Source organism: Sphingomonas aestuarii, from assembly GCF_054457155.1.
This window is the reverse complement of record NZ_JBTKVV010000002.1, coordinates 122,060-147,115: the sequence shown is the minus strand read 5'-3', so window position 1 is coordinate 147,115 and position 25,056 is coordinate 122,060. Positions and strand designations below refer to the sequence as shown.

Sequence of the window (25,056 nt, the reverse complement as noted above, 5' to 3'; positions counted from 1 at the left end):
CATGGCAGAGGGCGAAAAGCCGCAATCGACGCGGCTGACCGTCCTGTTGCCGTTCGCGATCGTCACCCTGATCTGGGGATCGACCTGGATCGTCATCCGCGACCAGCTGGGCATCGTGCCGCCGACCTGGTCGGTTTCCTATCGCTTCGCCATTGCCGGGATCGCAATGCTCGCCTGGGCGCTGATCCGCCGCGATTCGCTTCGGCTCGACGCACGCGGATGGCTGTTCGCAAGCGGCCTTGCGCTCGCGCAATTCTGCCTCAACTTCAATTTCGTCTACCGCGCGGAGATGTACATCACCTCCGGCCTAGTCGCGGTGGTGTTCGCGATCCTGCTGGTCCCTAACGCGATCCTCGCGCGCATTTTCCTCGGCCAGCGCATGGGCAGGCAATTGCTCGTCGGATCGGTGATCGCGGTTGCCGGGATCGCGCTGCTCTTCGTTCACGAGGCCCGCGAAGGCTCCGCATCGACCGCCGCTGTCGTGACCGGGATCGGCATCACGTTGCTGGGGGTCCTGTCGGCGTCCGCGGCCAACATCATGCAGGGGACGGAGACCTCCAAACGCTATCCGATGGCGTCGATGCTGGGCATCTCGATGCTGCTCGGCGCACTCGGCAACGCTGGCTGGGCATGGGCGACGGTGGGCGCGCCGGTGATCGAGATGCGGCTGGGCTATATCGCCGGGCTGCTTTACCTCGGCATCGCGGCCTCGGCGATCGCCTTCTTCCTCTATTTCAATGTCATCCGCGTGATCGGCCCGGCCAAGGCGGCCTATTCCGGCGTGATCGTCCCGGTCATCGCAATGATCTTTTCGACAGTGTTCGAGGGTTACCGCTGGTCGCCGCTGGCGCTGGGCGGCGGGGTGCTGGCGATGATCGGGCTGGTCATTGCCTTGAGGGCACGCAGGCCCAACCGGTAATCGGGATAGGCGGGCCGCCAGCCCAGCACCCGCTTTGCCTTGCCGTTCGCCACCCGCCGGTTCTCGGCATAGAAAGCGCGGGCAGCAGGCGACACCGACGGGTGATCGAGCGGGATCAGCGGCGGCGGCTCCAGCCCCAGCAACCGCGCGGCGTAAGCGATGACATCGGATTGCGGAGCGGGCTCGTCGTCGGACAGATTATACGCGCCCGCTGGCCCGTCCCAGCCCGCGATCACCCCGTCCGCCAGATCATCGACATGGACACGGCTGAAAATCTGGCCCGGCACATCGACCCGGTGGGCCTGCCCCGCCGCCACCCGGTCGAGCGGCGAGCGACCGGGTCCGTAAATCCCCGGCAAGCGGAACACCCGCGCGCCGAGCGCCAGCCACGCCGCATCTGCTGCCGTCCGCGCTGGGCGCCTGCCGCCGGTAGGGGCGCTCTCGTCCACCCACGCCCCGCCCGTGTCGCCATAAACCCCGGTCGAGGACAGATAGGCGAGGTTCCGCCCGCCGAGCATGTCGCCATAGCGCTCGAGCACAGGATCGCGATCGCCCTCGGGCGGCACGCTGGAGAGCACATGGCTCGCCACCGCCAGCGCCCGCACGACCCCCTCTCGGTCGTCGAAGCGCAGCGTCCCGCCCCGCCCGTCGCGCGTCGTCGCCCCCGCCAGCACCGCGCGGTCGCCCAGCCGCCGGACGATGGTTCGCGCCGAATATCCCATGCCGAAAACGACTAGTCGCATGGGAAATGGTTAAAGACGTGACCGAGGCGATCCGTCAATCTGGCGTTCATGTTCGCAAGCCCAATCGGCGGGTCCCCCAAGCGTCGTGTATATGACGCTGCAACCGGGGCTCGCCGCCAATGTCCAGGCACCCCCAAGCTAAAGGGCGGCGAAGTCGAAGGGCCCACCCTTCGTCTGTTCACCCCGGTTGCGTTGGAGGGGCTTTCAGATGGCGCCCATGCGGGGCTGCGAAGCGCGATTTCCTGCGCTTCGGTGCTCAGGTGCAGGAAGCACGCTGCGCGCCGATGCTCGGAAGATCACCCTTCTCGCCTCCCCCTGGACGCCATCTGAAAGCCCTCCACGCACACAAAATCCGTTCGTTTCGAGCCCTTCGACTGCCTGCCAAGGCAGGCGCTCAGGATAAACTTCGAGCCAAAGGCTCGAAGTCGAGAAACGCTGACCTTGGCGGACCACTCGCCCAACCCAACCCGTCACCCCGGACTTGTTCCGGGGTCCACCGGGCGGCACGCGCGCGGTCATCAATCTTGCGTTGTTCAGGCGGCGGCTTAGTGGACCCCGCGTGGCGACCAAGGTGACGGGTAGTGCTATTTCGCCCCATATCCCCCGAACAGCACGCCAAAGAAATCGCCCCTGGTCCAGCGGGGCCGCGCATCCGCGTCCGCAATGTCGCGCGCCAGACGGTAGTGGATCGCCATGAAGCGCCGCGCCGCGGTCCAGTCGATCGGCAGGTCGGTCTGGTCCGATACCTGATGATAATGGTTGTTGACGAACGCATCGGTCGCCGCCTTCCCCGGCCCCGCAGGGCCAGCGTCGAGGTAAATCGACGGCACCCCGGCCTTCACGAAACTATAGTGATCCGACCGCACGAAGTAATTCTCCTCCGGCACCGGATCGGGTGTCAGCGGAAGGCCCTCTGCGTCCAGGATGCGCTTCAGGGTCGCGCCGATGCTGCTGCGCTCCGCGCCGTACGCGATGATGTCGCGGAACGGATAGGTCATGATCGGCATGTCGAGATTGATGTTGGCGACCATCGTCCCGGCGACACTGGGGTGCTGCGCGTAATATTCCGAGCCCAGCAGCCCCACTTCCTCCGCCGTCACTGCGGTAAAGACGATGGTGCGGCGCGGGCGCTTGCCCGATCGCTGAAATTCCCGCGCGACCTCCAGCATCATCGCAATGCCGATCGCATTGTCGATCGCGCCGTTGTTGATCCGGTCCGCCTTGGGATCGTCTTCGGTCATTTCCTCGACCCCCAAATGGTCGAGATGCGCGGTCAGGACGACCTGTTCGCGCGCCAGTTTCGGATCGCTGCCGGGAATGACGCCCACGACATTGGCACTTTCGAGTGCGGCGGTCTCGGAGCGTTGGCGTGCCTCGATCGACGCGCCCAGTCGACCGGTCGGCATCGCCGCGCCCGCCCGCTCGGCGGCATCGACCGCGGCCCAGCGAATCGGTGACCCGGCGAACAATTTCGCCGCGCCCGTCCGACTGAGCGTGCCGATCGACGGCGCGTCGCCCGCTTCTAGATTGGGCCTCCCGTCGGGCGCCACCCAGCTGATCGAGGGGCGCTGCCAGTTCGCCGCACGGTCCGCGACCGAATAGCCCGCATCGTCGGCGATCGAATCGATCAGCACGATGCCCTTCGCCCCGCGCGCCAGCGCCGCCTGCGACTTGGACGCGCGGCCGGAGAAATGCGCACGTTTCTCGCTGGCGAGTCTGGCAGGCCCGCCCGCCAGCACCGCGACGATCTTCCCCCGCACGTTCAACCCGCGATAATCGTCCCAGCCGATATCGGGATCGACCGCGCCATAGCCCGCGAACACCACTTCGCCGCTCAGGCGGAAATCGGCGACCTGCGGATTGACCGCCCCGACAAAATCCTCGCCAAAGGCCAGCGCCTGACGTTTGCCGCGGCGCGTGATCGCCATTTCGCCCTGCGCTGCCGGGATCGTCGCCTGAAAACCGACATTCTGGAGATATCCGCCATCGTCGCCACCCGGCTGCACCCCCGCCGCCATCAGCTGCGTCGCGACGTAATTGGCGGCGATCCGGTATTCGGGCGTGAAGCTGTCGCGCCCCAGCATCGCGTCGTCGGCCAGAAATTCGACATGCGCGCGCAGCGCGGTTTCCTGCTGGGGCGGGGTCTGCGCCGAAAGCGGCGTGGCGACGAGCGCCGCCAGTGAAAACAGGCCGACAATGCTACGCATTCTATCCCCCAAACCCCCTACCGCGCTCACGCTGAGCCTGTCGTAGCGTGTTACCAACCGCCTTCGACAGGCTCAGACCGAGCGCCCGGTCACGTCCTATTTTGCCCCGTACCCGTCATAGAGCGTGCCGAAATAATCGCCCTTGTTCCACCGCGGGCGCTCTGCCGCATTCGCAATCCCCCGTGCGATGGCGACGTTCGCGTCCACGAACTTCACTCCCGATTCCCAGTTGAAGGGCAGCGTCAGATCGTCGGTCACATTGTGATACGGCCCCGATCGGAACGTCTTGGTCGCGACCTGCCCTTCGCCCGCAAAGCCGGTTTTCAGGAACAGCACCGGCACGCCCGCCTGAACGAAGCGATAATGGTCCGACCGGGTGAACAACGCTTCGCGCGGATCGGGATCGGGGGTCAGCGTGATGCCGATATCGGCCAACGCCTTCTCGGTAATCGGCCCCAGCGTCGATCGATCCGCGCCGAAGGCGAACATGTCGGTAAACGGATAGGTCAGGATCGGCATGTCGAGGTTCACATTGCCGACGATCTGCGAAATCGGCACCACCGGATGCCGCGCGAAATAATCGCTGCCGACCAGCCCGCCTTCCTCGGCGGTGAGCGCGACGAGCAGGATCGGACGGCGACCCGGTTCGGCAACCAGCTTGCGCCCTGCCTCGATCATCGACGCAATGCCGCTCGCGTTATCCATCGCGCCGTTGAAGACCTCGCCATCCGCGCGCACGCCCAGGTGATCGAGATGCCCGGTCAGCACGACATATTCGTCCGCCAGCGCCGGATCGGTGCCGGGGATCATCCCGACGATGTTCTTGCTCTCGAACGGCGCGTAATTGGTCTGGCTGGCAAAGCGCAGATTGGCCTTGCTCACCGCCCCCGGCTTCAGCGCGCCGCCGAACAGCCGCGCGGCGGCGTCATTGCTCAGCACGCCCAGTTGCGGGATGGGCGCAATCGAGAACCCGGTGCCGTCGGGCTTGCGCCAGCTGTTGCGCGGCTCCTGATAGCCTTGCGCGAGTTCGGACAGCGGCATCTGTTGCGGGGCGAGCATGATCGTCGCGATCGCGCCGCGCTTCGCTGCTTCGGCTGCCTTGTTGTCGGGACGCGCGGCGTGCGCGCGGATTTCGCCTTGCAGCGTGTCGGGTGCGCCCGGCGCGAACACCGCGATCTTGCCCTTGAGGTCCAGGCCCGCATAATCGTCGCGCCCTTCGCTTGGAGCGGCGATGCCCTGACCGACGAAGATCAGCGGCGCATCGACCGCGACCGAGCGGTGGCCCATCGTCGCCCCCGGCACATAATCGGTGCCGAAGGTAAGCGGCGTCGCCTGCCCGCCTGCAACCATTGCCGCGCTGCCCGGTCCCGCGGCGGAGGCGCGGACCAGCGGCACCGGCTGGAACCAGCCATCGGTGCCGCGCGGCGTCGCGCCGATTTCCTCGAATTGCTGGACGACATAATCGGCGGCGCGGTCATACCCCGGCGTCCCCGCCAGCCGCCCTTCCATCGCATCGTCGGCCAGGATCGCGATGTGCGACCGCCAGCGTGCCTGTTCGGCGGTCAGCGTCTGTCCGTCGATCACCACCGACGCGCTTTCGGGCGCGGCGTAGCTGCACGCGCCAAGCGCCAGCGACGATCCGGCTAGCAGGGCGGAGAGGACCAGATTACGCATCACTTGGCTCCATGACCGTTATAGAGCGTCCCGAAGAAATCGCCCTTGTTCCAGCGCGGCCGTTCGGGCGCGTCGGCAATCGCCTTGGTGATCGCGAAATTCGCCTCGATGAAGCGCACGCCCGATGCCCAGTCGATGTTCGGCTGCTGGTCGAGTTCGTCCGACGGCTGATGGTAATGCGTCGACAGGAAATGGTCGAACGCCGCCTTGCCCGGCCCCTTGGTGCCCGGCCACAGGAACACCGACGGCACGCCCTGCTGGACGAAGCGGTAATGGTCGGACCGGACGAAGAAGCCCTGCTCGGGCATCGGATCGGGCGACAGCGTTACGCCCAGTTGCTCGACCGCTGCCTTGGTGATCGGCCCCAACGTCGAACGCTCGGCGCCGAATGCCACCATATCCTCGAACTTGTAGGTGATGATCGGCATGTCGAGATTGACGTTGGCGACCATCTGCTCGCGGCGCACCGTCGGGTTGCGCGCGAAATAATCGGCGCCGACCAGCCCCTTTTCCTCGGCCGTCACCGCCAGGAACAGGATCGAGCGCTTGGGGCGAACCCCCTGTTCCTTGAACCGGCGGGCATTCTCGATCAGCGCGGCGATCCCCACCGCATTATCCATCGCGCCGTTATAGATGGTGTCGCCGCTCGCATTGGGCCGCCCGATCCCGACATGGTCGAGATGCGCGGTCAGCACGATCACTTCGTCCCTCAACGCAGGATCGGACCCCTCGATCATCCCGGCGACGTTCGGGCTTTCGACCTTTTCGCTGGTCGAGCGGATCGTCGCGTTCAACCGCGACGGCAGCTCGAACGCCCTGAAGGTCGCACCTTCGCCCTCGGCCTGCTTGCTGATCGCGGTCCAGTTGGTGCGCGCGCCCGCGAACAATTTGGCCGCCCCCGCCGACGACAGCGTGCCCAGCACCGGCGCATTGCCGGCAATGTCGAACCCGGTCCCATCGGGCCGCATCCAGCTCATCCGCGTCGAATCATAGGTTTCCGCCAGCCGCGCGAACGGGCGGACCCGCGCGCTTTGCGGGCTTTCCAGCACGATCACGCCGACCGCCCCGCGCGACGCGGCATAGGCCGCCTTGTTCGCCACGCTGCCGAAATGCGCACGGACTTCGCCGTTGAAGCTCGCGGGCGCGCCCGAGAACAGCGCCACGACCTTTCCCTTCACATCGACGCCCGCATAATCGTTGCGCTTGAATTCGGTCGCGACGATGCCGTGGCCGACGAACACCACCGGCGCATTGACCGTGACCTCTGGCCGCGCGGAGGTCGCACCCGGAATATAATCCACCCCGAATTCGAGCGCACTGTTCTGCCCGCCGCGCGTGACGGCAAAGCTGCCCTTGTCCGCCGCCTTGAACGCGATCAACGGCACCTGTTGCAGATAGCTGCCGTCGGTCCCCGCAGGCTTTAGCCCCTGCGCATAGAATTGCGCTGCGACATATTCGGCGGCGACGTCATAGGCATCGGTCCCCGCCTCACGCCCCTGCATCGCGTCGGACGCTAGGAACATGACGTGCGACCGCATCGCGCGCTCGTCATTTCTCAGCGTATGGACATCGACCGAAGCGGCAGTCGGTGCGGAGGCGGGCGCAGGCGCGGTCTGGGCATAGGCTGCGGTGGACAGCAGAAGCGCAGCGAACGGTACGGCGAAACGGATCATTGGCATCCTCTTGAAACCGGGCATAAGGGGAATGGTTAGCAGCCGGGCGTTGAATCGCAACGCACGCGCACGATTTTTTCATGAATGCGCAAGTCGATTGCGCGACGCAGGCCAGCCTTCATGTTCGACGTTCAGCGTGCCCCCAACCAGCCCCCCGCGATCCGGCGAGAGGATTATCGCGCGCCCGACTGGCTGGTCCCGGAAATCGCGCTCGATTTCGATCTCGACGCCGCCGAAACGCGCGTGCGCGCCACGCTGACGGCAACCCGAAACGGCGATCACGACCGTCCGCTGCGCCTCGACGGCGACGGGCTGCACCCGATCGCGGTCCGGGTCGATGGTGAAGAATGCACCGACTGGGTAGTCGATGACGGCACGCTGGTCCTGAGCCTCGACGGCGACGTGCATCAGGTCGAAACCGAAGTCTCGATCCAGCCCGAACGCAATACCCAGTTGATGGGCCTCTACGCCTCGGGCGGCAATCTCTGCACCCAGTGCGAGGCCGAAGGATTCCGGCGGATCACTTTCTTCCCCGATCGTCCCGATGTGCTCGCCCGCTACCGGGTGAAGATGACGGCGGACAAGGCGCGCTATCCGGTGCTGCTCGCCAATGGCGATCCGGTCGCCTCGGGCGATCTGGACGGCGGCAGGCATTGGGCCGAATGGCACGACCCGTTCCCCAAACCCAGCTATCTGTTCGCGCTGGTCGCGGGCGATCTGGCCGAAAACCGCTCGACCTTCACCACCCGTTCGGGCCGCGACGTCCGGCTCGGCATCTGGGTGCGCGAGGCCGATCTGCCGCGCACCGACCATGCGATGCACGCGCTCAAGACCTCGATGGCGTGGGACGAGCGGGTCTATGGCCGCGAATACGACCTCGACGTGTTCAACATCGTCGCGGTCGACGATTTCAACTTCGGCGCGATGGAGAATAAGGGGCTGAACATCTTCAACAGCCGCTACATCCTCGCCGACCCCGACACCGCCACCGATTACGACTACGACGCGGTCGCCGCCGTCGTCGCGCACGAATATTTCCACAACTGGTCGGGCAACCGGGTCACCTGCCGCGACTGGTTTCAGCTTTCCCTCAAGGAAGGCTTCACCGTCTACCGCGACCAGCAGTTCAGTGCCGATCAGGGGTCGGCAGCGGTCAAGCGGATCGAGGATGTTCGCGCGCTTCGCGCCGCGCAATTCCCCGAAGACTCAGGTCCGCTCGCGCATCCGGTGCGCCCTGAGTCCTATATCGAGATCAGCAATTTCTACACCGCGACCATCTACAACAAGGGCGCGGAGCTGATCCGCATGATGGCGACGATGCTGGGCGAACCGGACTTTCGCGCTGCCACCGACCTGTATTTCGACCGGTTCGACGGGACGGCGGCGACCTGCGAGGATTTCGTCGCCTGCATGGAGGAAGCCTCCGGCCGCGACCTGACCCAGTTCCGCCTCTGGTATGCGCAGGCCGGAACGCCGCGCGTCACCGCGTCGATCAAGGCGCACGAAACCCATGTCACCGTCTCGCTGGCGCAGGACGTGCCCCCCACGCCCGGCCAGCCGCACAAGCAGCCGATGGCGATCCCGCTCAAACTCAAATTGTTCGGCGAGGACGGCAAGGCGCTGTCCGGCGAACAGCTGGTAATGCTCGACGATGCGCGCGCCGAAGTGGCCTTTGCGGTCACCGGAGAGCGCCCGGTGCTGTCGATCAATCGTGGCTTTTCCGCGCCCGTCATCGTCAACACCAACCGCTCCGCCGCCGACCTCGCCTTCCTGTCGGCACATGACGACGACCCCTTCGCCCGGTACGAGGCGATGCAGCAATTGATGCTCGACACCCTGGTCGCCAGCGTCGCGGAGGGGCGCGGCAACCACGCGCCGGTCATCGACGCCGTGCGCCGCACCCTCGACGACCCGGCGCTCGACGCCGCCTTTATGGCCGAAGCAGTGCTGCTGCCGTCCGATAGTTTCGTCGGCGACCAGATGCAGGTGGTCGATCCCGATGCGATCTTCCGCGCAAGGGAAGCGCTGCGCCGCGATCTGGGGCGCGAGCTGGAAGGGCTATGGCGCGAGGCTTATGACGCCAACCGCGCCAACCGCTTCGAATATTCGCCCGCCGCCAAGGGCGCGCGTCGCCTGAAAACCGTCGCGCTCGGCTATATCGCGGCCTCCGGCGCGCCCGACGCCGCCGCGCTCGCCTTCGCCCAGTTCGAGGGCGCCGACAACATGACCGACCGCCAGGGCGCGCTCACTACCTTGGTCGGCGGCACGTCGGACAAGCGCATCGCCGCGCTCGACATTTTCTACAATCGCTATTCGGACAATGCGCTGGTGCTCGACAAATGGTTCCAGACCCAGGCGCTCTCATCACGCGACGATACCGCCTCGGTGGTCGAGGAATTGGCCGCGCACCGCGATTTCACCCTGTCGAATCCCAACCGTGCCCGCGCGCTGATCGGCGCGTTCAGCGTCAACCAGCGCGCCTTCCATGCCAGGGACGGTCGCGGCTATCGCTTCGTCGCCGACCAGCTGATCGCGCTCGACACGCTCAACCCCCAGACCGCCGCCAAACTCGTGCCGCCGCTGGGCCGCTGGCGGCGCTTCGACGAAGACCGCGCCGCGTTGATGCGCGCCGAGCTGGAACGCATCATGGCCGTGCCGGGATTGTCGAAGGACATGCTGGAACAGGTGTCGAAAAGCCTCGACTGACGGGTCCCCTCACCCCATCCGGTTGCGCCCGCGCATGACGGTTGCCCGGTGCCCGATCCGTGGGCCGGTCCCCCGCGTCCTCACGCCGTCCACGAACACCCAGTCGTTGGTCGCGCGGTCGGACGTCAGGCTCAGCGCCATATAGCCGCGGTTGCTGGTATCCGCCCATTTGAGTTCGGGATTGACCTCGACCAGCGCGCGCGCCACGATCTTGGGATCGACGCCCAGCGCGCTTTCGAACCCCGGCGACGTCACCGCCTGACCGGCAAATTCGACGCCTGCCGCTCGGCCCTCCTGCGCCAGGTCGTAAGCCCAGCCGTTATGACTGTCTCCGGCAATGACGATCAGATTGGCCTCCGCTTCCTGCGCCCCGCTCAGGAAGCGCGCGCGCGCGGCGGGATATCCGCCCCAGGCGTCGAAATTGAGCGGCAGTCCGGCGCGGCTGGCCGCCACCCCGCGCTCGACGAACCCGCGCACGAAGGGGGGCGCATCCTCGGCCAGCCATTCCCCGGCATTGGGCGGCGTTCGCGTCTCCCCCATGATCGTGCCGAAACCCACCACCTGCCACCGCGCGCCCGACCGCACCGATGCACGGATTGCTTCGTCCAGCCACACCTCCTGCGTCGTGCCCATCATGGTCATCGCCGGGTCGCGCCACGGCCCGTCGCGAAACGCCGCCAGCGCGCGGGCCGGATCGCCCGCGCCGCTCAAGATTTCGGCAAGTTCGTGCGGCCTGCTTCGTCCCACCAGTCGCGTTTCGGTGCGGAACAACGTCGCCAGTCCCGCAATGTCATACGCCTTCCACGGCTCTTCCGACACCGGCATCCATTCGTAATAGGCCTGCATCGACGCCGCGCGGCGGATCGCCCATTCGCCTTCGTCGGGCTGGTGGTTCTGCGCGCCGCCTTCCCAGCTGTCGTTGGTCGATTCGTGATCGTCCCACAGCGCCACCATCGGGTGCGCGGCGTGTAGCGCCTGCAAATCGGGATCGGCGCGATAGCTGGCGAAGCGCATCCGGTAATCGGCCAGGCTGACCATTTCGCGCTCGGGCTGGGGAATGCGTCCGCCGACCGTCTGCTGGCGGTTGGGATAAGTGTCGGGCCCGTATTCGTAGAGATAATCGCCCAGATGCACCGCCAGGTCGATATCGTCGCGCGCGGCGGCGTGGCCGTAGGCGTTGAAATAGCCAAAGCCCAGATTCGAGCAGGAAAAGATCGCGATGTTGAACCGCTCGGCATTGCCCTCAGGCAGCGTCCTGGCGCGCCCGACCGGGGAAAACCCGCCATCGGGCGCGACGAACCGGTAATGATAGCGGGTGCCCGGTCGCAGCCCCGCCACCGTGATCTTGGCGGTATGATCGCGCCACGGCCCCGTCACCATTTCGCCCGCGCCGACGACGCGCGCGAAATCGGCGGTCTCCGACAATTCGACCTTCACCCGCGCTTCGCCCCGGTTCGCGGGAACATAGCGGGTCCACAGAAGCAACGAGGTCGCCGACGGCTCACCCGATGCGACCGAATGGGTAAAGCCACTCGCCTGCAGCAGCGCAAAGGCGTTGGCGAACCCCGGAATGGCGAGCGCGCCCGTGCCCAGCATGCCCCCCAGGATCAATTGGCGACGGTCGATGGCGATGGTCATGACGGCTGGCTCCCCTGCTGCGCCTCCGCCTTGGCAAGCGTGTGTGGCGGGTTCGTGACAGCCGACTGACGGCGGAGCGGTCAGGCGACGATACGCAGCCGCCCGTCGCGATGATCGATCATCTTTCGATACAGCGCCACCAGTTCGCGCGCATGATCGACGTCGGACATCACGCCCTGCGCCGCTTGTCGCGCCGCCGCGCGCAGGATCGCGGGCTCGCGCGCGAACAGACGGCGAATCGCCGCCGCCGCCGATTTGGCGTCGCGCGCGGCATAGGTTTCGCAGAACAGCGGATCCGCGATTTCCGCAAACCCGCCTTCGTCGGGCGCGATCAGCGGCAATCCGCTGGCAATCGCCTCCAGCCCGACCAGCCCGAACGGTTCGGCGTCCGATCCGTGGATCAGCGCGTCGCAGCTCGCCATGATCCGCGACAGCCGCGGGCGGTCATAGACGGGGCGGAACAGCCGGATATGCGGGCTCCCCTCGATGTGCCGCGCCAGCTTGCCGCCATCGACCCCGGTTCCGATCAGGATCATGCCGACGGGCAAGTGCCGACCGGCGCGCTGCACCGCGTCGAACACCATCGGCCAGCGCTTTTCGGGATGATGCCGCCCCATGCCGAGCAGCAGATGCCCGTCGGCCGGCAGTCCGCATTGTTCGAGCAGCGACGCACGCAGTTTCTCGTCGCGAAACTCGGGCGAGAAATACGCCTTCTCGATCCCCAAGGGTGCCGCAGCGTGGACGGTCAGCCCGCGACGCTGTTCGCGTTTGGCGATTGCCGGGCCGTTGGTCACGAAGGCGTCGAATTTTTCAAGGAATCGCGCCATATAGCGGGTGTACCAACCGAACGCTTCCTCGATCCGCTCGGACGACGCCCAGCCTTCGAACCAGCGCTGCGGGTACGCCCCGATATTGTCGTTATGCGCGAAATAGACCTTGAGCGCACGGCCCTGCCAGTTGCCGACGATCCATGCCGGTCGCCAGGGCGAGCTGGTCTCCACCACATCCGGATCGATCTCGTCGAGCAGCCGCCGGATTTCGGCGCCGCTCGTGAACACGCCGTAATTGCGGTCGAAGATCAGCCGCGGCGCCTTCACCCAATAGATTTTGCCGCCGCCGGGACGTTCTTCCAGTCGGTCCTCGCGACCCGGCGCGATGACGATCAGTTCGTGGCCCAGATCCGCCATGATCGACAGCTTGCGGTCGAGATAGGTCCGCACGCCGCCGCCGGTGGGCGAATAATATTCGTTGACGTCGACGATCCGCATGGCGGCATTTACCTCGGGCTACACGACCCATTCGTTCGTCTCGATCGTAGTCAAGAAACATCAACCAGGCGCATCGCCCACGTTTCTCCACTACGCTCGAAACGAACGGAGAAGACCCCCCACGACCCCCTAATGGCAGATCACCCCGCAGGCGAGAATCCGCCGACCCCGCGCAAATACTGGACCTTGATTTCGGTGGTTGCCACGCCTGCGGGCACGTTGATCACCGCCTGGCTGAGCTTCGGACGACTGCGTCCCAGCCGCGTGTTGCTGGGGAACCCCGCGCCGTCCTGCCAGAAATTGAACTTGTTCTTGCCGTCGCGATCATGGGTGAACAGCAGCGCATAACGCCCGGGCTTCGGCGCCTTGATGCACATCGTCACCGCGCCCGATGACGGCATGTCCGCCCAGACGCGATGAAAGAACTGCCCGTCGCGCTTCAGGTCGCGGTCGTCCTTCAGAAACTCTTCCTCGGTCGCGTTCCACAATTCCAGTTTCAGCCGACCGGTGCGGTCCTTCAGGCCCGACACGTTGACGCGGATCGCCGGTCCGCTGTTCGAATTGCAGGCCGCCGCGTCGGGGCCGATCGCGCGGTTCGCCTGGACAGGCGTTGCCGCCAGCGACAGCGCCACTACGCTAAACCCCAACAGGCTGGTCTTGCCGATCATCTGTTTTCCTCGCCAGTGCCAGAAATCCGAAGGCGCCGATCAGCGCCACATGGAGCAGCAATGCCATTGCCGCCGTCAGGGCCATCAGTTCCGACATGTCGGTGCCCTGTCCGATTAAGATAATGGCGATGTTGGCGAAAAGAAGGTCTTTGTTGGGAACGAACGGCAAGCGCGTGACGAGCAACCGGATCGCAACCAGAAATGCCCAGGTCGCAAACGCCACCCCCGGCATCGCGAAATGCCAGGCCCAGGCAAGCGCGAAGCTGCCCGCCAGAATGCGCGTGCAGTGCATGGCGAACACCCACCACAGCTCGGCTCCGGGCAGCGAATAGACGCGCTTCGAAAACAGGATGAAGGGCAGCGCGATCGCGACCGTGATCGCCGCCGCCCAGCCGACTCCGCGCAGTTCGTCGGGCGTCAGCACGCCCGAGGCAAAGGGCAGCGCGATCGCCATCGCGACCAGCGTCAGCAGGTTGCCCGCCTGCGCCGACAGGATCGACACGTCTTTGACCGCCCCGAACGGCGCGGTAATCATCCGCATCCGCTGGCGCGCCCAGGCGTAGAAATAGGCCTCGCCCGAATAGCCGAGCACCACGTCGTTCGCGATCCGCTTCTTGACCAGCGCGCCGATTCCCGATGTCGGAATCCGCCACAATCGCCTGAAAATAATCCAGTCGAAAAATACCGGCGCGGCGTACATCGCCAGAAACGCCAGATAAAATGCCGGATTGTCGGGCAGTGTCCGGAACAGATCGGCCAACCCGCCATCGAACAATTCGTAGGCCAGCACCGCGACCATCGCGATCGACACCACCGATCCCAGAACCGTCGGCCAGCGACGCTTCAGCCCCTGAAACGGCTCCAGCCCCGCCAGATCGCGGTCGAAGCCGGCGTTCGCCGGGTCGGCACTGCGGTCGTTACGCCCGTCGATCGCCGGCTCCGCCTGCGGAACCCATTGCCCGTCTGATCGCACCCAGCGCATGACCAAGCCTAGCCCGATCGCCGATACGACGCCAGACCGGCCCGGCACCGGGACCCGACAGCCATCACAGCGCCAGCTTCACGCCCGCCCACACGGTGCGCGGCGGTGCGCGTTCGACCACCCCGTCGCCGCTGATCGCGGCTTCGACGCGCGTGTCGGTCAGGTTCTCGGCGCGCGCCACCAGAGCGATCCGTCCGGTCACCGGCAGCTCCGCATGGGCATCGAGCGTGGTCGCAGGGGCAAGCGTGCGGTCATTCTGGTCGTCCTCGAACTGCGCGCCGACATGGCGCACCGTGACGGCGGCGCGAAGCCGCTCGCGTTGCCATCCGATCGTCGCCGAGAGCTGATCGACGGCGGTCTGGGCAGGACGCAGCCCGTCGAGCGATCCCGCAACGCCGCCGGATCGAACGCGCGCATCGGCATGCGAATACCCGACCGCCAGCGACCAGTCGCCGCGCGTGACGGCGATATCCGCCTCCACCCCGACACTCTCGATCGCATCCAGATTCTCGCGCCTGCGATAGCTGCCCGCCGCGCTCACGAAGCCGACGCCGGGAAAGGTGCCGGGGCCGCGCGCGATCGTCACGTTGGCGATGGCGTCGTTCAACCGACTGGCGAAACCGGTAATCCCGACCCGTACGCCTTCGGCCGCGCGCCATTCGATGCCGACTTCGCCCCCCGTCAGCCGCTCGGGCGCCAGCGCCGCATTGGCCGCCGTCGCATCCGCACCCGCCCGGAACGGCCGATACAGCTCGTTCAGCGTCGGCACTCGCCATCCGCGATACGCCGCCGCGCGCAGCGTCACCGGCACGGCCGGGCGGAAGGCCGCGCCTATCCGTCCAGTCGCTTCCCAACCGTCACGTGCTGCAAACACGGTGTCGGTCAGCACTCCCCCTGCCAGCAGCCGTTCGTCCAGCCGCCCCGCATCGATCCGCCAGTGGTCGATCCGCGCGCCCGCTGAAAACTCCCACGCGCCAGTCTCCACCCCCAGATCGGCGAACAAGCCCGCGGTGGTCGATGCCCCGCCCGCAATCCGCCGCCGCGTCGGCGAAAGATCGACGAACTGGTACAGTTCCTGCGTCCGCCCGCTGACCCGCCGCACGTCCGCGCCAAACCGCAACTCGATCCCCTCGCCAAGCGGCGGACCGATTTCCACCCGCGCGCCGCTGCCGGTGGCGGGGACATATTGGTCGAGCACCTGCGCCACGCTCGCCCGCCCGTTCCCGACACTTGCAAACCCGCTCGCAAAGGCGCGCGTCTGGAGATAGGCGAGCGCCGACCACTGCCAGCGTCCGCGACCGACCAGCCGCACGCTCGCATCCGCGCCTTCGCTGCGGATCGCGGTGAAATCGGTGCCCCGGTCGCGGCGATCGACGAACCCGCCCAGATTGGCCTGCAACTCGAACCCGCCCAGATCCGTCACGAACCGCGCGGTCCCGCTCGCCTGTTCATAGGGGGCGGCGCGATCGACCGGCCCTGCGCCCTCGACGATCGGCTGAAACCCGTCGCCCGCCATGTATTGCCCGGCGAACAGCATGAAGCCGTCGCCTGCCCGCACCGAGCCCACCGCGTTACCCTCGACACTGCCGCGGCTGCCGCCCAGCAGCGACGCCGACAGTGTTCCGACCTCACCCGGTCGCACGCTGTCCAGCTCGATCGTCCCCGACAGCGCGCCGGGGCCGAAAAACCCGCTCCCGCCGCCGCGCGTCACCCGGATGCTCGACAGCCGCTCGGCCTGATAGGCGGGAAAGGCGATCCAGCCGCCGAACGGATCGGTCTGCGGCACCCCGTCCAGCAGCAACAGCACTCGCGACGAGGCATTGCCGCCCAGCCCGCGCAGGTTCGCACCCTGGCTGGTCGGATTGGCCGAGCGAGAATCGGACCGGCGGAACTGCGCGAACCCGGCGGCGTCGCGCAGCACATCCTCGATCCGACCGCTAGCGATACCGGTCAGCCGGTCGCGATCGATCACGACCACCGCGTCGGTCGCGCTACCGGGCGCCGGACCCAGCCCGGTGCCGATCACGACGATCTCCGCGCCCTCGCCCGCATCCTGCGCAGCCGCCACCCCCGGCACGCACGCCGCCGCGATCAATAGGGTCGCGATCCTCACGAAGCGGGCTTGACCCGGTCGGGATGCGCCGCCGCGAACGCTTCGATCGCCTGCGCCGCCGCATCCGCCGCGACGAGCTTGGGATAAGGCGTCAGATCGACCTCGAACCGCCGCGCATTGTACATCTGCGGCACCAGGCAGATGTCCGCCATGTCGGGCGCATCGCCGCCCAGATACAGCCCGTCGCCCGCCATCGCCTCCAGCGCGTCGAACCCCTGCACCACCCAATGCCGATACCAGTCGTTGCGCGCTTCCTCCTCGACGCTCAGTTCGCGCTTGAGATGGTTGAGCACCCTCAGATTGTTGAGCGGATGGATGTCGCACGCGACCGTCAGCGCCATGGCCAGAGTCCGCGACCGCGCCAGCGGATCGGCGGGCACGAAGCGCGGCTCGGGATGCTTGGCGTCGAGATAGTCGAGGATCGCCAGGCTCTGCGTCAGCACGCCCTCGCCCACGTCCAGCACCGGCACGAAGCCCTGCGGGTTGCGCGCCAGATGCTCGGGCGAACGCTGGTCGCCGTTCAGCAGCGACACGTCCACGCTGTCGTACGCCGCGGCCTTCAGGTTCAGGCCGATCCGCACGCGGTACGCGGCGGACGAGCGGTAATAGTCATAAAGCGTGTACATGCCGATCTCCGCATCATTACACCCGCCACCCCAACCCGTTGGTGTCGAGTAGGGGTCGAGCTTGTCGAGAACCCCTATCGAGACAGCGCATCCCTCGATACGCCTTATCGACAAGCTCGAAGGCTACTCGGGACGAACGGGTGGAGGGGGAACGCGTCCCGTTATTCCACCGCTTCCCGCTCGGGCGAAAGCGACGTCCCCGCCCGCCCCGACCGGAACGATCCGAACCAGCTAAGCGGATTGAGCGTCGCCGTCCCGTCGAGCGAAAAGGTGATGAACTCCGCCCGCCCGCCGATATTCTCCCACGGCACCGGCCCGCCCAGGCCGCGCTCGGCAACCGAAAAGCGGCTGTCGGCGCTGGCGTCGCGATTGTCGCCCATCAGGAACACATGGCCGTCGGGAATCAGCACGGGCCCATAATCGTCGCCCGACACCCGCCCACGATAGCCCAGGTCGATCGTGTCATAGGATCGCCCATTGGGCAGCGTTTCGCGGAAGATCGGCAAACGGCACACCGCACCGTCTGGCGTTTCCGTATAGGCCCCCGGATATTGCAGCGCCGAGCATTGTGTGTTCGCATCGACGGGCACGCTCCGCACGCCCATCGCCCGGCGCTCGACGGGAACGCCGTCGATCAGCAATTGCCCGCCCTCGACCTCGATCGTCTCTCCGGGCAGGCCGACGACGCGCTTGATGTAATCTGTGCGCTCGCCCGGCGGAGTGACGATCACCACATCGCCGCGCTCGGGAAGGCTACCGAACAGCCGACCGGAGACATAGGGCATCAGGTGAAAGGTCGGGGTCACGAAGGAATAGCCGTAGGGATATTTGGTCACCACCAGCCGGTCGCCGACCAGCAGCCCCGGCATCATCGATTCGGACGGGATGTAGAAGGGCTTGGCGACGAAGCTGTGAAAGCCCAGCACCGCGAGCACCAGCCAAAGCAACCCGCGCGCCTCCGCCCACCAGTCCATCGGCGGCTTGTCGTCCTTGCGCGCAGGCTCGGCCGGTTCGTGCGCCGCCAGATCGTCCGCTGCCATCAACCGTTCAAACCCTTCACGCCTTTACCGCCTCGATAATGACGAAAGCCTGCGCCCAGGGATGATCGTCGGTCAGCGTCAGATGAATGCGCGGGAGGTGGCCCTCCGGGATCATGGCGTCAAGCCTCGCCTTGGCCCCGCCGGTGAGTTCGAGCGTCGGCGCGCCGGAAGGCGCGTTGACCACACCGATGTCGCGCATGAACACGCCCGCCTTGAACCCCGTGCCCACCGCCTTGGAAAACGCCTCCTTCGCGGCGAACCGCTTGGCGAGCGTCCCCGCGATCGTATGTGGCCGCCGTACCGCCTTGGCCCGCTCGACCTCGGTGAACACACGGCCCAGGAACCGTTCGCCGAAACGGTCCACCGAATTCTGTATCCGCTCGATATTGCAGAGGTCGGAGCCGAGCCCGATGATCACAAAGAACTCCTCCCCCACCGGGGGAGGTGGCAGCGCGCAGCGCTGACGGAGGGGGAGCGCCACGAAGCGCAACGCTTGGGGCCAGCCCCCTCCACCGCCTTCGGCGGTCCCCCTCCCCCGACGGGGGAGGATTTGAAGAAAGCAATCACCGCGCTTCATCCATCAACGCACGCATCCGCCGCACCACCGGCGCCAGCCCATCGAAAATCGCCTCGCCGATCAGGAAATGCCCGATATTCAGTTCCGCCAGTTGCGGAATCGCCGCAATCGGCACGACATTATCGAACGTCAGCCCATGCCCGGCATGCACCTCGATCCCGTTCTTCGCCGCCAGTGCCGCCGCGTCTGCAATCCGCCGCAGTTCCGCCGTCTGCGCCTCGCCCTCCAACTCGCAATAGCGCCCGGTGTGAAGCTCGACCACCGGCGCCCCCAGCCGCAGCGCCGCCTCGACCTGTGCGGGGTCGGGCTCGATGAACAGCGACACGCGGATGTTCGCGCCCTTCAATTCGCGCACCATCGGCGCAAGCAGATTATGCTGCCCCATCGCGTCCAGCCCACCCTCGGTGGTGCGTTCCTCGCGCTTTTCGGGGACGATGCACGCGGCGTGGGGTTTGTGGCGCAGTGCGATGCCCAGCATCTCGTCGGTCGCCGCCATTTCGAGATTGAGCGGCACCGTAAGCTCGCTCGCCAGCCGCGCGATATCGTCGTCGGTGATGTGCCGCCGATCCTCTCGCAAATGCGCCGTGATCCCGTCCGCCCCCGCTTCCGCCGCCAGCAAGGCCGCGCGCACCGGATCGGGATAACCCGACCCGCGCGCGTTCCGCACCGTCGCGACATGGTCGATATTGACGCCCAGGCGGAGGTGGTTGGTCATTGATCCATGCCCTTGCACCCACCCCGCTCGTTTCGAGCGAAGTCGAGAAACGTGCCGCAATCGATGGGTATGCGTTTGTCGATTTCGAGCCATAGGCTCGAAGCCTGTCCTGAGCGCCTGCCTTGGCAGGCAGCCGAAGGGCTCGAAACGAACGGATGGAGTGGTTTGATCATAACGCGACCCGGCTTCCCGGCTTGATCGCGGGAATCGCTGCCAACTCAGGCGGCAACGCATCCGCCGCATAGCTCGGCACGTCCAGCCGGATCAGCGGATGGAAGGGCACGCCCAGATCGGCCTTGCCCATCGATCGATCGACCAGCGACGCCGCGGCGATCACCTCGCCGCCTGCCGCACCGATCGCCGCGATGGCCTCGCGCGACGACAGGCCGGTGGTGACGACATCCTCCATCATCAACACGCGCTGGCCCGGCTCGATCCGAAATCCGCGGCGCAACTCGAACGTGCCCGTGGGGCGTTCGAGGAACATCGCGGGCACCCCCAGCGCGCGGCCCATTTCGTGTCCCGCGATCACCCCGCCCATCGCGGGAGAGATCACCACGTCGATCGCCGACCGCACCTCGCCCGGCAGCCGCGCGGCCAGCGCATCGGCGAGTCGGGCACCGCGCTTCGGGTCCATCAGCACCCGCGCGCATTGCAGATAGCGCGACGACCGCAATCCCGACGACAGGATGAAATGCCCCTCCAGCAATGCCTCGGCAGCCCGGAATTCGGCCAGAATCTCGTCGTCGGTCACGCAGGCAATCCCTCGTTGGTTGGCGCGCAATCCTTACGGACAGGCGTGCCGCCCCGCAACACTCGCCAAAAACGCGCCGCTTGTGCTTGAGACATCGGCAACCGCGGCGTATAGGCCGCCCGACGGGTATCTTCCCGCACCCCGTGCAGCGGCCCTCGCAGCGCGATCTGGAAGATGGATAGAACGATACGATGCGAATGCTTGGGTTGAAGACGATCCTCCTCGCGGCAGGGCTGACGCTGGCCTCCGCCGCGACCGCCGCCCCGGCTGCGGCTCCCCAGACGGCCCCGGCTTCGGCTCCGTCTGCGACCGAAGCGCCCGGCGCCACCGACACGGCGCCGACCATCGCGGCGGGCGCGCCCGCGAGCCCCGCAGGCGGCACGCCCGCTCCGGCGGCTCCGGTCGCCGATCCCTTGAGCAACGCCGATGGCACCCCGATTGTCGGTCCGGTCGAAGGCGTCGGCCTGCCCATCCCCAAAAGCATCCACATCCAGGACCAGGTATCGCCCACCGGTCGTCAGGCACGCGTGTTCCACGACGCCATCCTGATGCCGATCATCACGGTGATTTCGCTGTTCGTGCTCGGACTGCTGATCTGGGTCGTCATCCGCTATCGCCGTGCCGCCAACCCGGTGCCGTCCAAGACCAGCCACAACACCATGCTCGAAGTCGCGTGGACGCTGATCCCCGTGCTGATCCTCGCCGGCATCGCGCTGCCCAGCTTCTCGCTGCTCGCCAATCAGTACAAGCCTGCGCCCGACAACGCCGTCACGCTGAAGGCGATCGGCAACCAGTGGTTCTGGTCTTATGAATATCCCGATCATGGCGGCCTCAGCCTGGTGTCGAACATGCTGCGCGAGCAGGATGAGGTCGAACCCGGCCAGCGCTTCCGCACCGACGCCGACGGTCCGCGCCTGATGGCGACCGACAACCGCGTCGTGCTGCCGATCAACACGCCGATACGCCTGCTGACCACGGCCAACGACGTGATCCACGCCTGGGCGATTCCCGCCTTCTGGATCAAGCTCGACGCGATCCCCGGCCGGATCAACGAAACCAGCTTCACCATCGAAAAGCCCGGCCTCTACTATGGCCAGTGCTCGGAGCTGTGCGGCGCGCGCCATGCCTATATGCCGATCACGGTTCAGGCCGTGACGCCTGAGGAGTTCGAAGCCTGGGTCCGCGCCAAGGGCGGCACCATGCCCGGCGACGCCGATGCGGCACCGCCTGCCCAGATGATCGACGACACCACCACGCCTGCCGCAGGCGTCAACCCCGAAACCATCGATGCGACTGCCGCTGGTGTCACCACCAACCAGTCCGCCACCGGAACGGTGAACTAAGCCATGACCGACGTTGCACGCAGCCCTTCGGCTTTCCAGGCGCATGACGACCATGCGCATCACGACCATGCCGACCATGTTCCGGGCTTTTTCACCCGCTGGTTCCTGTCCACCAATCACAAGGACATCGGCACGCTCTACCTGATCTTCGCGATCATCGCGGGGATCATCGGTGGCGGCATTTCCGGCATGATGCGTGCCGAGCTGATGGAACCGGGCATCCAGTATCTGCCGCAATGGGCGTCGATGCTGCACGGCGAACAGACGTTCGATCAGGCGCTTCATTTCTGGAACGTGCTGATTACCGCGCACGGCCTGATCATGGTGTTCTTCATGGTCATGCCGGCGATGATCGGCGGCTTCGGCAACTGGTTCGTCCCCATCATGATCGGCGCGCCCGACATGGCCTTCCCGCGGATGAACAACATCTCGTTCTGGCTGCTGATCCCGGCCTTCCTGCTGCTGCTCGCCTCGCCCTTCGTCGGCGTAGGCGCGGGCACCGGCTGGACGGTCTATCCGACGCTGTCGACCTATGGCGAACCCGGCATGTCGGTCGACATGGCGATCCTGTCGCTGCACATCGCGGGTGCCTCGTCGATCCTGGGCGCGATCAACTTCATCACCACCATCTTCAACATGCGTGCGCCGGGCATGACCCTGCACAAGATGCCGTTGTTCGTCTGGTCGGTGCTGGTCACCGCCTTCCTGCTGCTGCTCGCACTGCCGGTGCTTGCCGCGGCGATCACGATGCTGCTGACCGATCGCAATTTCGGCACCACCTTCTTCGATCCGGCCGGTGGCGGCGATCCGGTGCTCTACCAACATCTGTTCTGGTTCTTCGGCCACCCCGAAGTGTACATCATGATCCTGCCGGGCTTCGGCATCGTCAGCCAGATCGTCGCGACGTTCAGCCGCAAGCCGGTCTTCGGCTATCTCGGCATGGCCTATGCGATGGTCGCGATCGGCGTCGTGGGCTTCATCGTGTGGGCGCACCACATGTTCACCACGGGCCTGTCGGCGAACCTCAAAATCTACTTCACCGCCGCGACGATGGTCATCGCGGTCCCCACGGGCATCAAGATCTTCTCGTGGATCGCGACGATGTGGGGCGGATCGCTGTCGTTCAAGACGCCGATGCTGTGGTCGATCGGGTTCATCTTCATGTTCACCGTCGGCGGCGTCACCGGCGTCGTGCTCGCCAATGGCGGCATCGACGATTACATGCACGACACCTATTACGTCGTCGCCCACTTCCACTATGTGCTGTCGCTGGGTGCGGTGTTCGCGCTGTTCGCGGGCTTCTTCTACTGGTTCCCGAAAATGTTCGGGAAGATGTACAACGAGTTCCTCGGCCAGTTGCACTTCTGGGTGTTCTTCGTCGGCGTGAACGTCATGTTCTTCCCGATGCACTTCCTCGGCACCCAGGGGATGCCGCGCCGCTATCCCGACTATCCCGATGCCTATGCGCACTGGAACGAGATCGCGACCTATGGCTACATGATCATGGCAGCGGGCATGGCGATCTTCTTCGTCAACCTGTTCTGGTCGCTGTTCGCGGGGAAGAAGGCTCCCGACAATCCTTGGGGCGAAGGCGCGACGACGCTGGAATGGACGCTCAGCAGCCCGCCGCCCTATCACCAGTTCGAAACCCTGCCCAAGATCGACTGAGGCACCTGACGCGCCCTCCCGTCCCCGCACGGGAGGGCCGCAAGGCAAGCGCCCGAACGCGGGCGTTTCCCTTGCGGTTCGAAGGATCGACCGCATCCATTCGCGCGCCACGATGCGCGCGTTCATGCTATATGACGATCGTGACGACAGCCGAGAAGACCCTGACCCTGCCCGCCGAGTGGCGCGATTTCCTGGCGCTGACCAAGCCCCGGGTAATGACGCTCGTCGTGTTCACCGGGCTGTGCGGGATGCTGGCGGCACCGGTCGGCATCAACCCCATCCTGGGTTTCACCGCGATTCTGTGCATCGCGCTCGGCGCAGGCGCGGCGGGCGCGCTCAACCAGTGGTATGAGGCCGATCTCGACGCCAAGATGAAGCGCACCCATGCCCGTCCCCTTCCCGCAGGCCGCATGGACAAGCAGTCGGCCCTCCATTTCGGCGTCGGCCTGGCGATCTTCTCGGTCCTCTTGATGGGCGTGGCGGTCAACTGGGCGGCGGCGGCGATCCTGACCGTGTCGATCCTGTTCTATGTCCTGATCTATACCGTCTGGCTGAAACGCCGGACCCCGCAGAACATCGTCATCGGCGGCGCGGCGGGGGCATTCCCGCCGCTGATCGGCTGGGCGGCCGCGACGGGTGACGTCGCGCTGCTGCCGGTCCTGTTGTTCGCGCTGATCTTCCTGTGGACGCCGCCGCATTTCTGGGCGCTCGCGCTGTTCGTGAAGAGCGATTACGCCAATGCGGGCGTGCCGATGCTGCCCGTCGTCGCGGGCGAGCGGACAACGCGCAGCCAGATCGGACTTTACACCATTCCGATGGCGATCGCCGCGATTGCGCCCTGGCCATTGGGGCTGACCGGCGCGATCTACGGCATCGCGGCGGTGGCGCTGACCGGCATCTTCGCCGCGCTCGCGGCGCAGGTCGCGACTCGCACCACCCAGGCCGACGACACGATGAAGCCCGAAAAGCGGCTGTTCGCTTGGTCGATCCTCTATCTTTTCGCGATGTTCGGCGCGCTGGTCGTCGACAGATGGGTATTTGCATGACCGAACCGACCGAAACCGAGATTCGCGCGCGTCAGCGGTCGCGCGCGCGCGTTGTAGCGCTGCTGCTCGGCGGCTTCGCGCTGCTCATGTTCGCGATCACCATCGTCAAGATTCAGCAGGGGTGGCAATGACCTCCAATTTCAAAGTCGCGCTGATGGCCGGCAGCGTCGTCGTCGGCATGACCGGGCTCGGTTTTGCCGCGGTCCCGCTCTACGACCTGTTCTGCCGAGTCACCGGCTTCGGCGGCACGACGCAGGTCGGCGCCCAGGCGCCTGGCGGCGTGTCCGAACGCGTCACCGTCGCCTTCGACAGCAACGTGAATGTCGGCCTGCCCTGGCAGTTCGCGCCTGAAAAGCGCAGCCAGAACGTCCATATCGGCGAACGCCAGATGGCGTTCTACACCGCCAAGAACGATTCGACCCTGCCGGTCAGCGGCACCGCGACATTCAACGTGACGCCCGAGCGTGCGGGCAAATATTTCACCAAGATCGAATGTTTCTGCTTCACGCAGCAGACGCTGCAGCCGGGGCAACAGGTGCGAATGCCGGTGATCTACTATGTCGATCCCGCGATCCTCGACGACCCCGAAGCGCGCGATATTCAGCACATCACGCTGTCCTATACATTTTATCCTATGGATTCCGCGAAGCCCGCTGGCTAGGGGATGGTCGGAAACCGAATGCAAATCGAGCCAGA

Annotated in this window: 21 protein-coding genes; 7 read left to right on the top strand and 14 right to left on the bottom strand. The window is 66.1% G+C overall.

Going from position 1 to position 25,056, the window contains the following annotated elements; genetic code table 11:
- The first annotated feature begins 1 nt into the window (after position 1).
- The gene (locus ACX0GZ_RS03915) at positions 2–919 is read left to right on the top strand and encodes a DMT family transporter (protein ID WP_458813579.1); all 918 of its coding nucleotides are present in this window, start codon (positions 2–4) and stop codon (positions 917–919) included.
- On the opposite strand, the gene ACX0GZ_RS03910 is transcribed toward ACX0GZ_RS03915, so the two are convergent.
- The 4 genes from ACX0GZ_RS03910 to ACX0GZ_RS03895 form a co-directional block, all read right to left on the bottom strand.
- Complete coding sequence (locus tag ACX0GZ_RS03910; protein ID WP_458813577.1) at positions 829–1,662, bottom strand: Rossmann-fold NAD(P)-binding domain-containing protein; 834 nt, start codon at positions 1,660–1,662, stop codon at positions 829–831. The genes ACX0GZ_RS03915 and ACX0GZ_RS03910 overlap by 91 nt on opposite strands.
- A 584-nt stretch (positions 1,663–2,246) precedes the next feature.
- Positions 2,247–3,869: a M20/M25/M40 family metallo-hydrolase gene (locus tag ACX0GZ_RS03905; RefSeq protein WP_458813575.1), complete on the bottom strand. Its 1,623-nt coding sequence runs from the start codon at positions 3,867–3,869 to the stop codon at positions 2,247–2,249.
- 96 nt (positions 3,870–3,965) lie between these two features.
- The gene (locus ACX0GZ_RS03900; RefSeq protein WP_458813573.1) at positions 3,966–5,543 is read right to left on the bottom strand and encodes a M28 family metallopeptidase; all 1,578 of its coding nucleotides are present in this window, start codon (positions 5,541–5,543) and stop codon (positions 3,966–3,968) included.
- Positions 5,543–7,216: a M28 family metallopeptidase gene (locus ACX0GZ_RS03895; RefSeq protein WP_458813571.1), complete on the bottom strand. Its 1,674-nt coding sequence runs from the start codon at positions 7,214–7,216 to the stop codon at positions 5,543–5,545. Before ACX0GZ_RS03895 ends, ACX0GZ_RS03900 begins: the two co-directional genes overlap by 1 nt.
- A 120-nt stretch (positions 7,217–7,336) precedes the next feature.
- Here ACX0GZ_RS03895 and pepN point away from each other — a divergent pair, with 120 nt between their 5' ends.
- Positions 7,337–9,922, top strand: coding sequence for an aminopeptidase N (gene pepN / locus ACX0GZ_RS03890; RefSeq protein WP_458813569.1), 2,586 nt, complete (start codon positions 7,337–7,339; stop codon positions 9,920–9,922).
- Between the two features lie 9 nt (positions 9,923–9,931).
- Here pepN and ACX0GZ_RS03885 read toward each other — a convergent pair whose 3' ends face one another.
- The 10 genes from ACX0GZ_RS03885 to pyrE form a co-directional block, all read right to left on the bottom strand.
- Complete coding sequence (locus tag ACX0GZ_RS03885; protein ID WP_458813567.1) at positions 9,932–11,560, bottom strand: alkaline phosphatase D family protein; 1,629 nt, start codon at positions 11,558–11,560, stop codon at positions 9,932–9,934.
- Between the two features lie 80 nt (positions 11,561–11,640).
- Positions 11,641–12,828 (bottom strand): glycosyltransferase, encoded by a 1,188-nt coding sequence (locus tag ACX0GZ_RS03880; RefSeq protein ID WP_458813565.1) that lies wholly within the window; start codon positions 12,826–12,828, stop codon positions 11,641–11,643.
- A gap of 140 nt (positions 12,829–12,968) precedes the next feature.
- Entirely contained in the window at positions 12,969–13,496 is a 528-nt protein-coding gene (locus ACX0GZ_RS03875; RefSeq protein WP_458813563.1) for a DUF2141 domain-containing protein, read from the bottom strand.
- Complete coding sequence (locus ACX0GZ_RS03870) at positions 13,465–14,478, bottom strand: hypothetical protein (RefSeq protein WP_458813561.1); 1,014 nt, start codon at positions 14,476–14,478, stop codon at positions 13,465–13,467. The genes ACX0GZ_RS03875 and ACX0GZ_RS03870 overlap by 32 nt, the downstream gene beginning before the upstream one ends.
- A 64-nt stretch (positions 14,479–14,542) precedes the next feature.
- The gene (locus ACX0GZ_RS03865; RefSeq protein WP_458813559.1) at positions 14,543–16,591 is read right to left on the bottom strand and encodes a TonB-dependent receptor; all 2,049 of its coding nucleotides are present in this window, start codon (positions 16,589–16,591) and stop codon (positions 14,543–14,545) included.
- Positions 16,588–17,217 carry a maleylacetoacetate isomerase gene (gene maiA / locus ACX0GZ_RS03860; RefSeq protein ID WP_458813557.1) on the bottom strand — a complete coding sequence of 210 codons (630 nt, stop codon included), beginning with the start codon at positions 17,215–17,217 and terminating at the stop codon, positions 16,588–16,590. The genes ACX0GZ_RS03865 and maiA overlap by 4 nt, the downstream gene beginning before the upstream one ends.
- Before the next feature lie 161 nt (positions 17,218–17,378).
- Positions 17,379–18,257 carry a signal peptidase I gene (lepB, locus tag ACX0GZ_RS03855; RefSeq protein ID WP_458813555.1) on the bottom strand — a complete coding sequence of 293 codons (879 nt, stop codon included), beginning with the start codon at positions 18,255–18,257 and terminating at the stop codon, positions 17,379–17,381.
- 16 nt (positions 18,258–18,273) lie between these two features.
- Positions 18,274–18,675, bottom strand: coding sequence for a holo-ACP synthase (gene acpS, locus ACX0GZ_RS03850; RefSeq protein ID WP_458814318.1), 402 nt, complete (start codon positions 18,673–18,675; stop codon positions 18,274–18,276).
- 145 nt (positions 18,676–18,820) lie between these two features.
- Complete coding sequence (locus tag ACX0GZ_RS03845) at positions 18,821–19,549, bottom strand: pyridoxine 5'-phosphate synthase (RefSeq protein WP_458813553.1); 729 nt, start codon at positions 19,547–19,549, stop codon at positions 18,821–18,823.
- Between the two features lie 169 nt (positions 19,550–19,718).
- Positions 19,719–20,303 (bottom strand): orotate phosphoribosyltransferase, encoded by a 585-nt coding sequence (pyrE, locus tag ACX0GZ_RS03840; protein ID WP_458813551.1) that lies wholly within the window; start codon positions 20,301–20,303, stop codon positions 19,719–19,721.
- A 197-nt stretch (positions 20,304–20,500) separates the two neighbouring features.
- On the opposite strand from pyrE, the gene coxB reads away from it, so the two are divergent.
- The 5 genes from coxB (at position 20,501) to ACX0GZ_RS03815 (ending at position 25,021) form a co-directional block, all read left to right on the top strand.
- Complete coding sequence (gene coxB / locus ACX0GZ_RS03835) at positions 20,501–21,646, top strand: cytochrome c oxidase subunit II (RefSeq protein ID WP_458813549.1); 1,146 nt, start codon at positions 20,501–20,503, stop codon at positions 21,644–21,646.
- A gap of 3 nt (positions 21,647–21,649) precedes the next feature.
- On the top strand, positions 21,650–23,314 hold the full coding sequence (ctaD, locus tag ACX0GZ_RS03830; protein WP_458813547.1) for a cytochrome c oxidase subunit I: 1,665 nt from the start codon (positions 21,650–21,652) through the stop codon (positions 23,312–23,314).
- A gap of 131 nt (positions 23,315–23,445) precedes the next feature.
- Positions 23,446–24,360, top strand: a complete 915-nt coding sequence (locus ACX0GZ_RS03825) for a heme o synthase (protein ID WP_458813545.1) — start codon at positions 23,446–23,448, stop codon at positions 24,358–24,360.
- Entirely contained in the window at positions 24,357–24,491 is a 135-nt protein-coding gene (locus ACX0GZ_RS03820; protein ID WP_458813543.1) for a hypothetical protein, read from the top strand. Before ACX0GZ_RS03825 ends, ACX0GZ_RS03820 begins: the two co-directional genes overlap by 4 nt.
- A complete protein-coding gene (locus ACX0GZ_RS03815; protein ID WP_458813541.1) occupies positions 24,488–25,021 on the top strand; it encodes a cytochrome c oxidase assembly protein in 534 nt (177 codons plus the stop codon). Before ACX0GZ_RS03820 ends, ACX0GZ_RS03815 begins: the two co-directional genes overlap by 4 nt.
- The last annotated feature ends 35 nt before the right edge of the window (positions 25,022–25,056 follow it).

What these genes read in the sequence shown, in the direction of transcription:
- ACX0GZ_RS03915 (WP_458813579.1), top strand. Translation starts at nt 2, where the DNA reads ATGGCAGAGGGCGAAAAGCCGCAATCGACGCGGCTGACCGTCCTGTTG.
- ACX0GZ_RS03880 (WP_458813565.1), bottom strand. Translation starts at nt 12,828, where the DNA reads ATGCGGATCGTCGACGTCAACGAATATTATTCGCCCACCGGCGGCGGC.
- ACX0GZ_RS03820 (WP_458813543.1), top strand. Translation starts at nt 24,357, where the DNA reads ATGACCGAACCGACCGAAACCGAGATTCGCGCGCGTCAGCGGTCGCGC.
- coxB (WP_458813549.1), top strand. Translation starts at nt 20,501, where the DNA reads ATGCTTGGGTTGAAGACGATCCTCCTCGCGGCAGGGCTGACGCTGGCC.
- pepN (WP_458813569.1), top strand. Translation starts at nt 7,337, where the DNA reads ATGTTCGACGTTCAGCGTGCCCCCAACCAGCCCCCCGCGATCCGGCGA.
- ctaD (WP_458813547.1), top strand. Translation starts at nt 21,650, where the DNA reads ATGACCGACGTTGCACGCAGCCCTTCGGCTTTCCAGGCGCATGACGAC.
- ACX0GZ_RS03845 (WP_458813553.1), bottom strand. Translation starts at nt 19,549, where the DNA reads ATGACCAACCACCTCCGCCTGGGCGTCAATATCGACCATGTCGCGACG.
- ACX0GZ_RS03825 (WP_458813545.1), top strand. Translation starts at nt 23,446, where the DNA reads ATGACGATCGTGACGACAGCCGAGAAGACCCTGACCCTGCCCGCCGAG.
- ACX0GZ_RS03895 (WP_458813571.1), bottom strand. Translation starts at nt 7,216, where the DNA reads ATGATCCGTTTCGCCGTACCGTTCGCTGCGCTTCTGCTGTCCACCGCA.
- ACX0GZ_RS03900 (WP_458813573.1), bottom strand. Translation starts at nt 5,543, where the DNA reads ATGCGTAATCTGGTCCTCTCCGCCCTGCTAGCCGGATCGTCGCTGGCG.
- maiA (WP_458813557.1), bottom strand. Translation starts at nt 17,217, where the DNA reads ATGTACACGCTTTATGACTATTACCGCTCGTCCGCCGCGTACCGCGTG.
- lepB (WP_458813555.1), bottom strand. Translation starts at nt 18,257, where the DNA reads ATGGCAGCGGACGATCTGGCGGCGCACGAACCGGCCGAGCCTGCGCGC.
- ACX0GZ_RS03910 (WP_458813577.1), bottom strand. Translation starts at nt 1,662, where the DNA reads ATGCGACTAGTCGTTTTCGGCATGGGATATTCGGCGCGAACCATCGTC.
- ACX0GZ_RS03815 (WP_458813541.1), top strand. Translation starts at nt 24,488, where the DNA reads ATGACCTCCAATTTCAAAGTCGCGCTGATGGCCGGCAGCGTCGTCGTC.
- ACX0GZ_RS03875 (WP_458813563.1), bottom strand. Translation starts at nt 13,496, where the DNA reads ATGATCGGCAAGACCAGCCTGTTGGGGTTTAGCGTAGTGGCGCTGTCG.
- ACX0GZ_RS03905 (WP_458813575.1), bottom strand. Translation starts at nt 3,869, where the DNA reads ATGCGTAGCATTGTCGGCCTGTTTTCACTGGCGGCGCTCGTCGCCACG.
- ACX0GZ_RS03885 (WP_458813567.1), bottom strand. Translation starts at nt 11,560, where the DNA reads ATGACCATCGCCATCGACCGTCGCCAATTGATCCTGGGGGGCATGCTG.
- ACX0GZ_RS03870 (WP_458813561.1), bottom strand. Translation starts at nt 14,478, where the DNA reads ATGCGCTGGGTGCGATCAGACGGGCAATGGGTTCCGCAGGCGGAGCCG.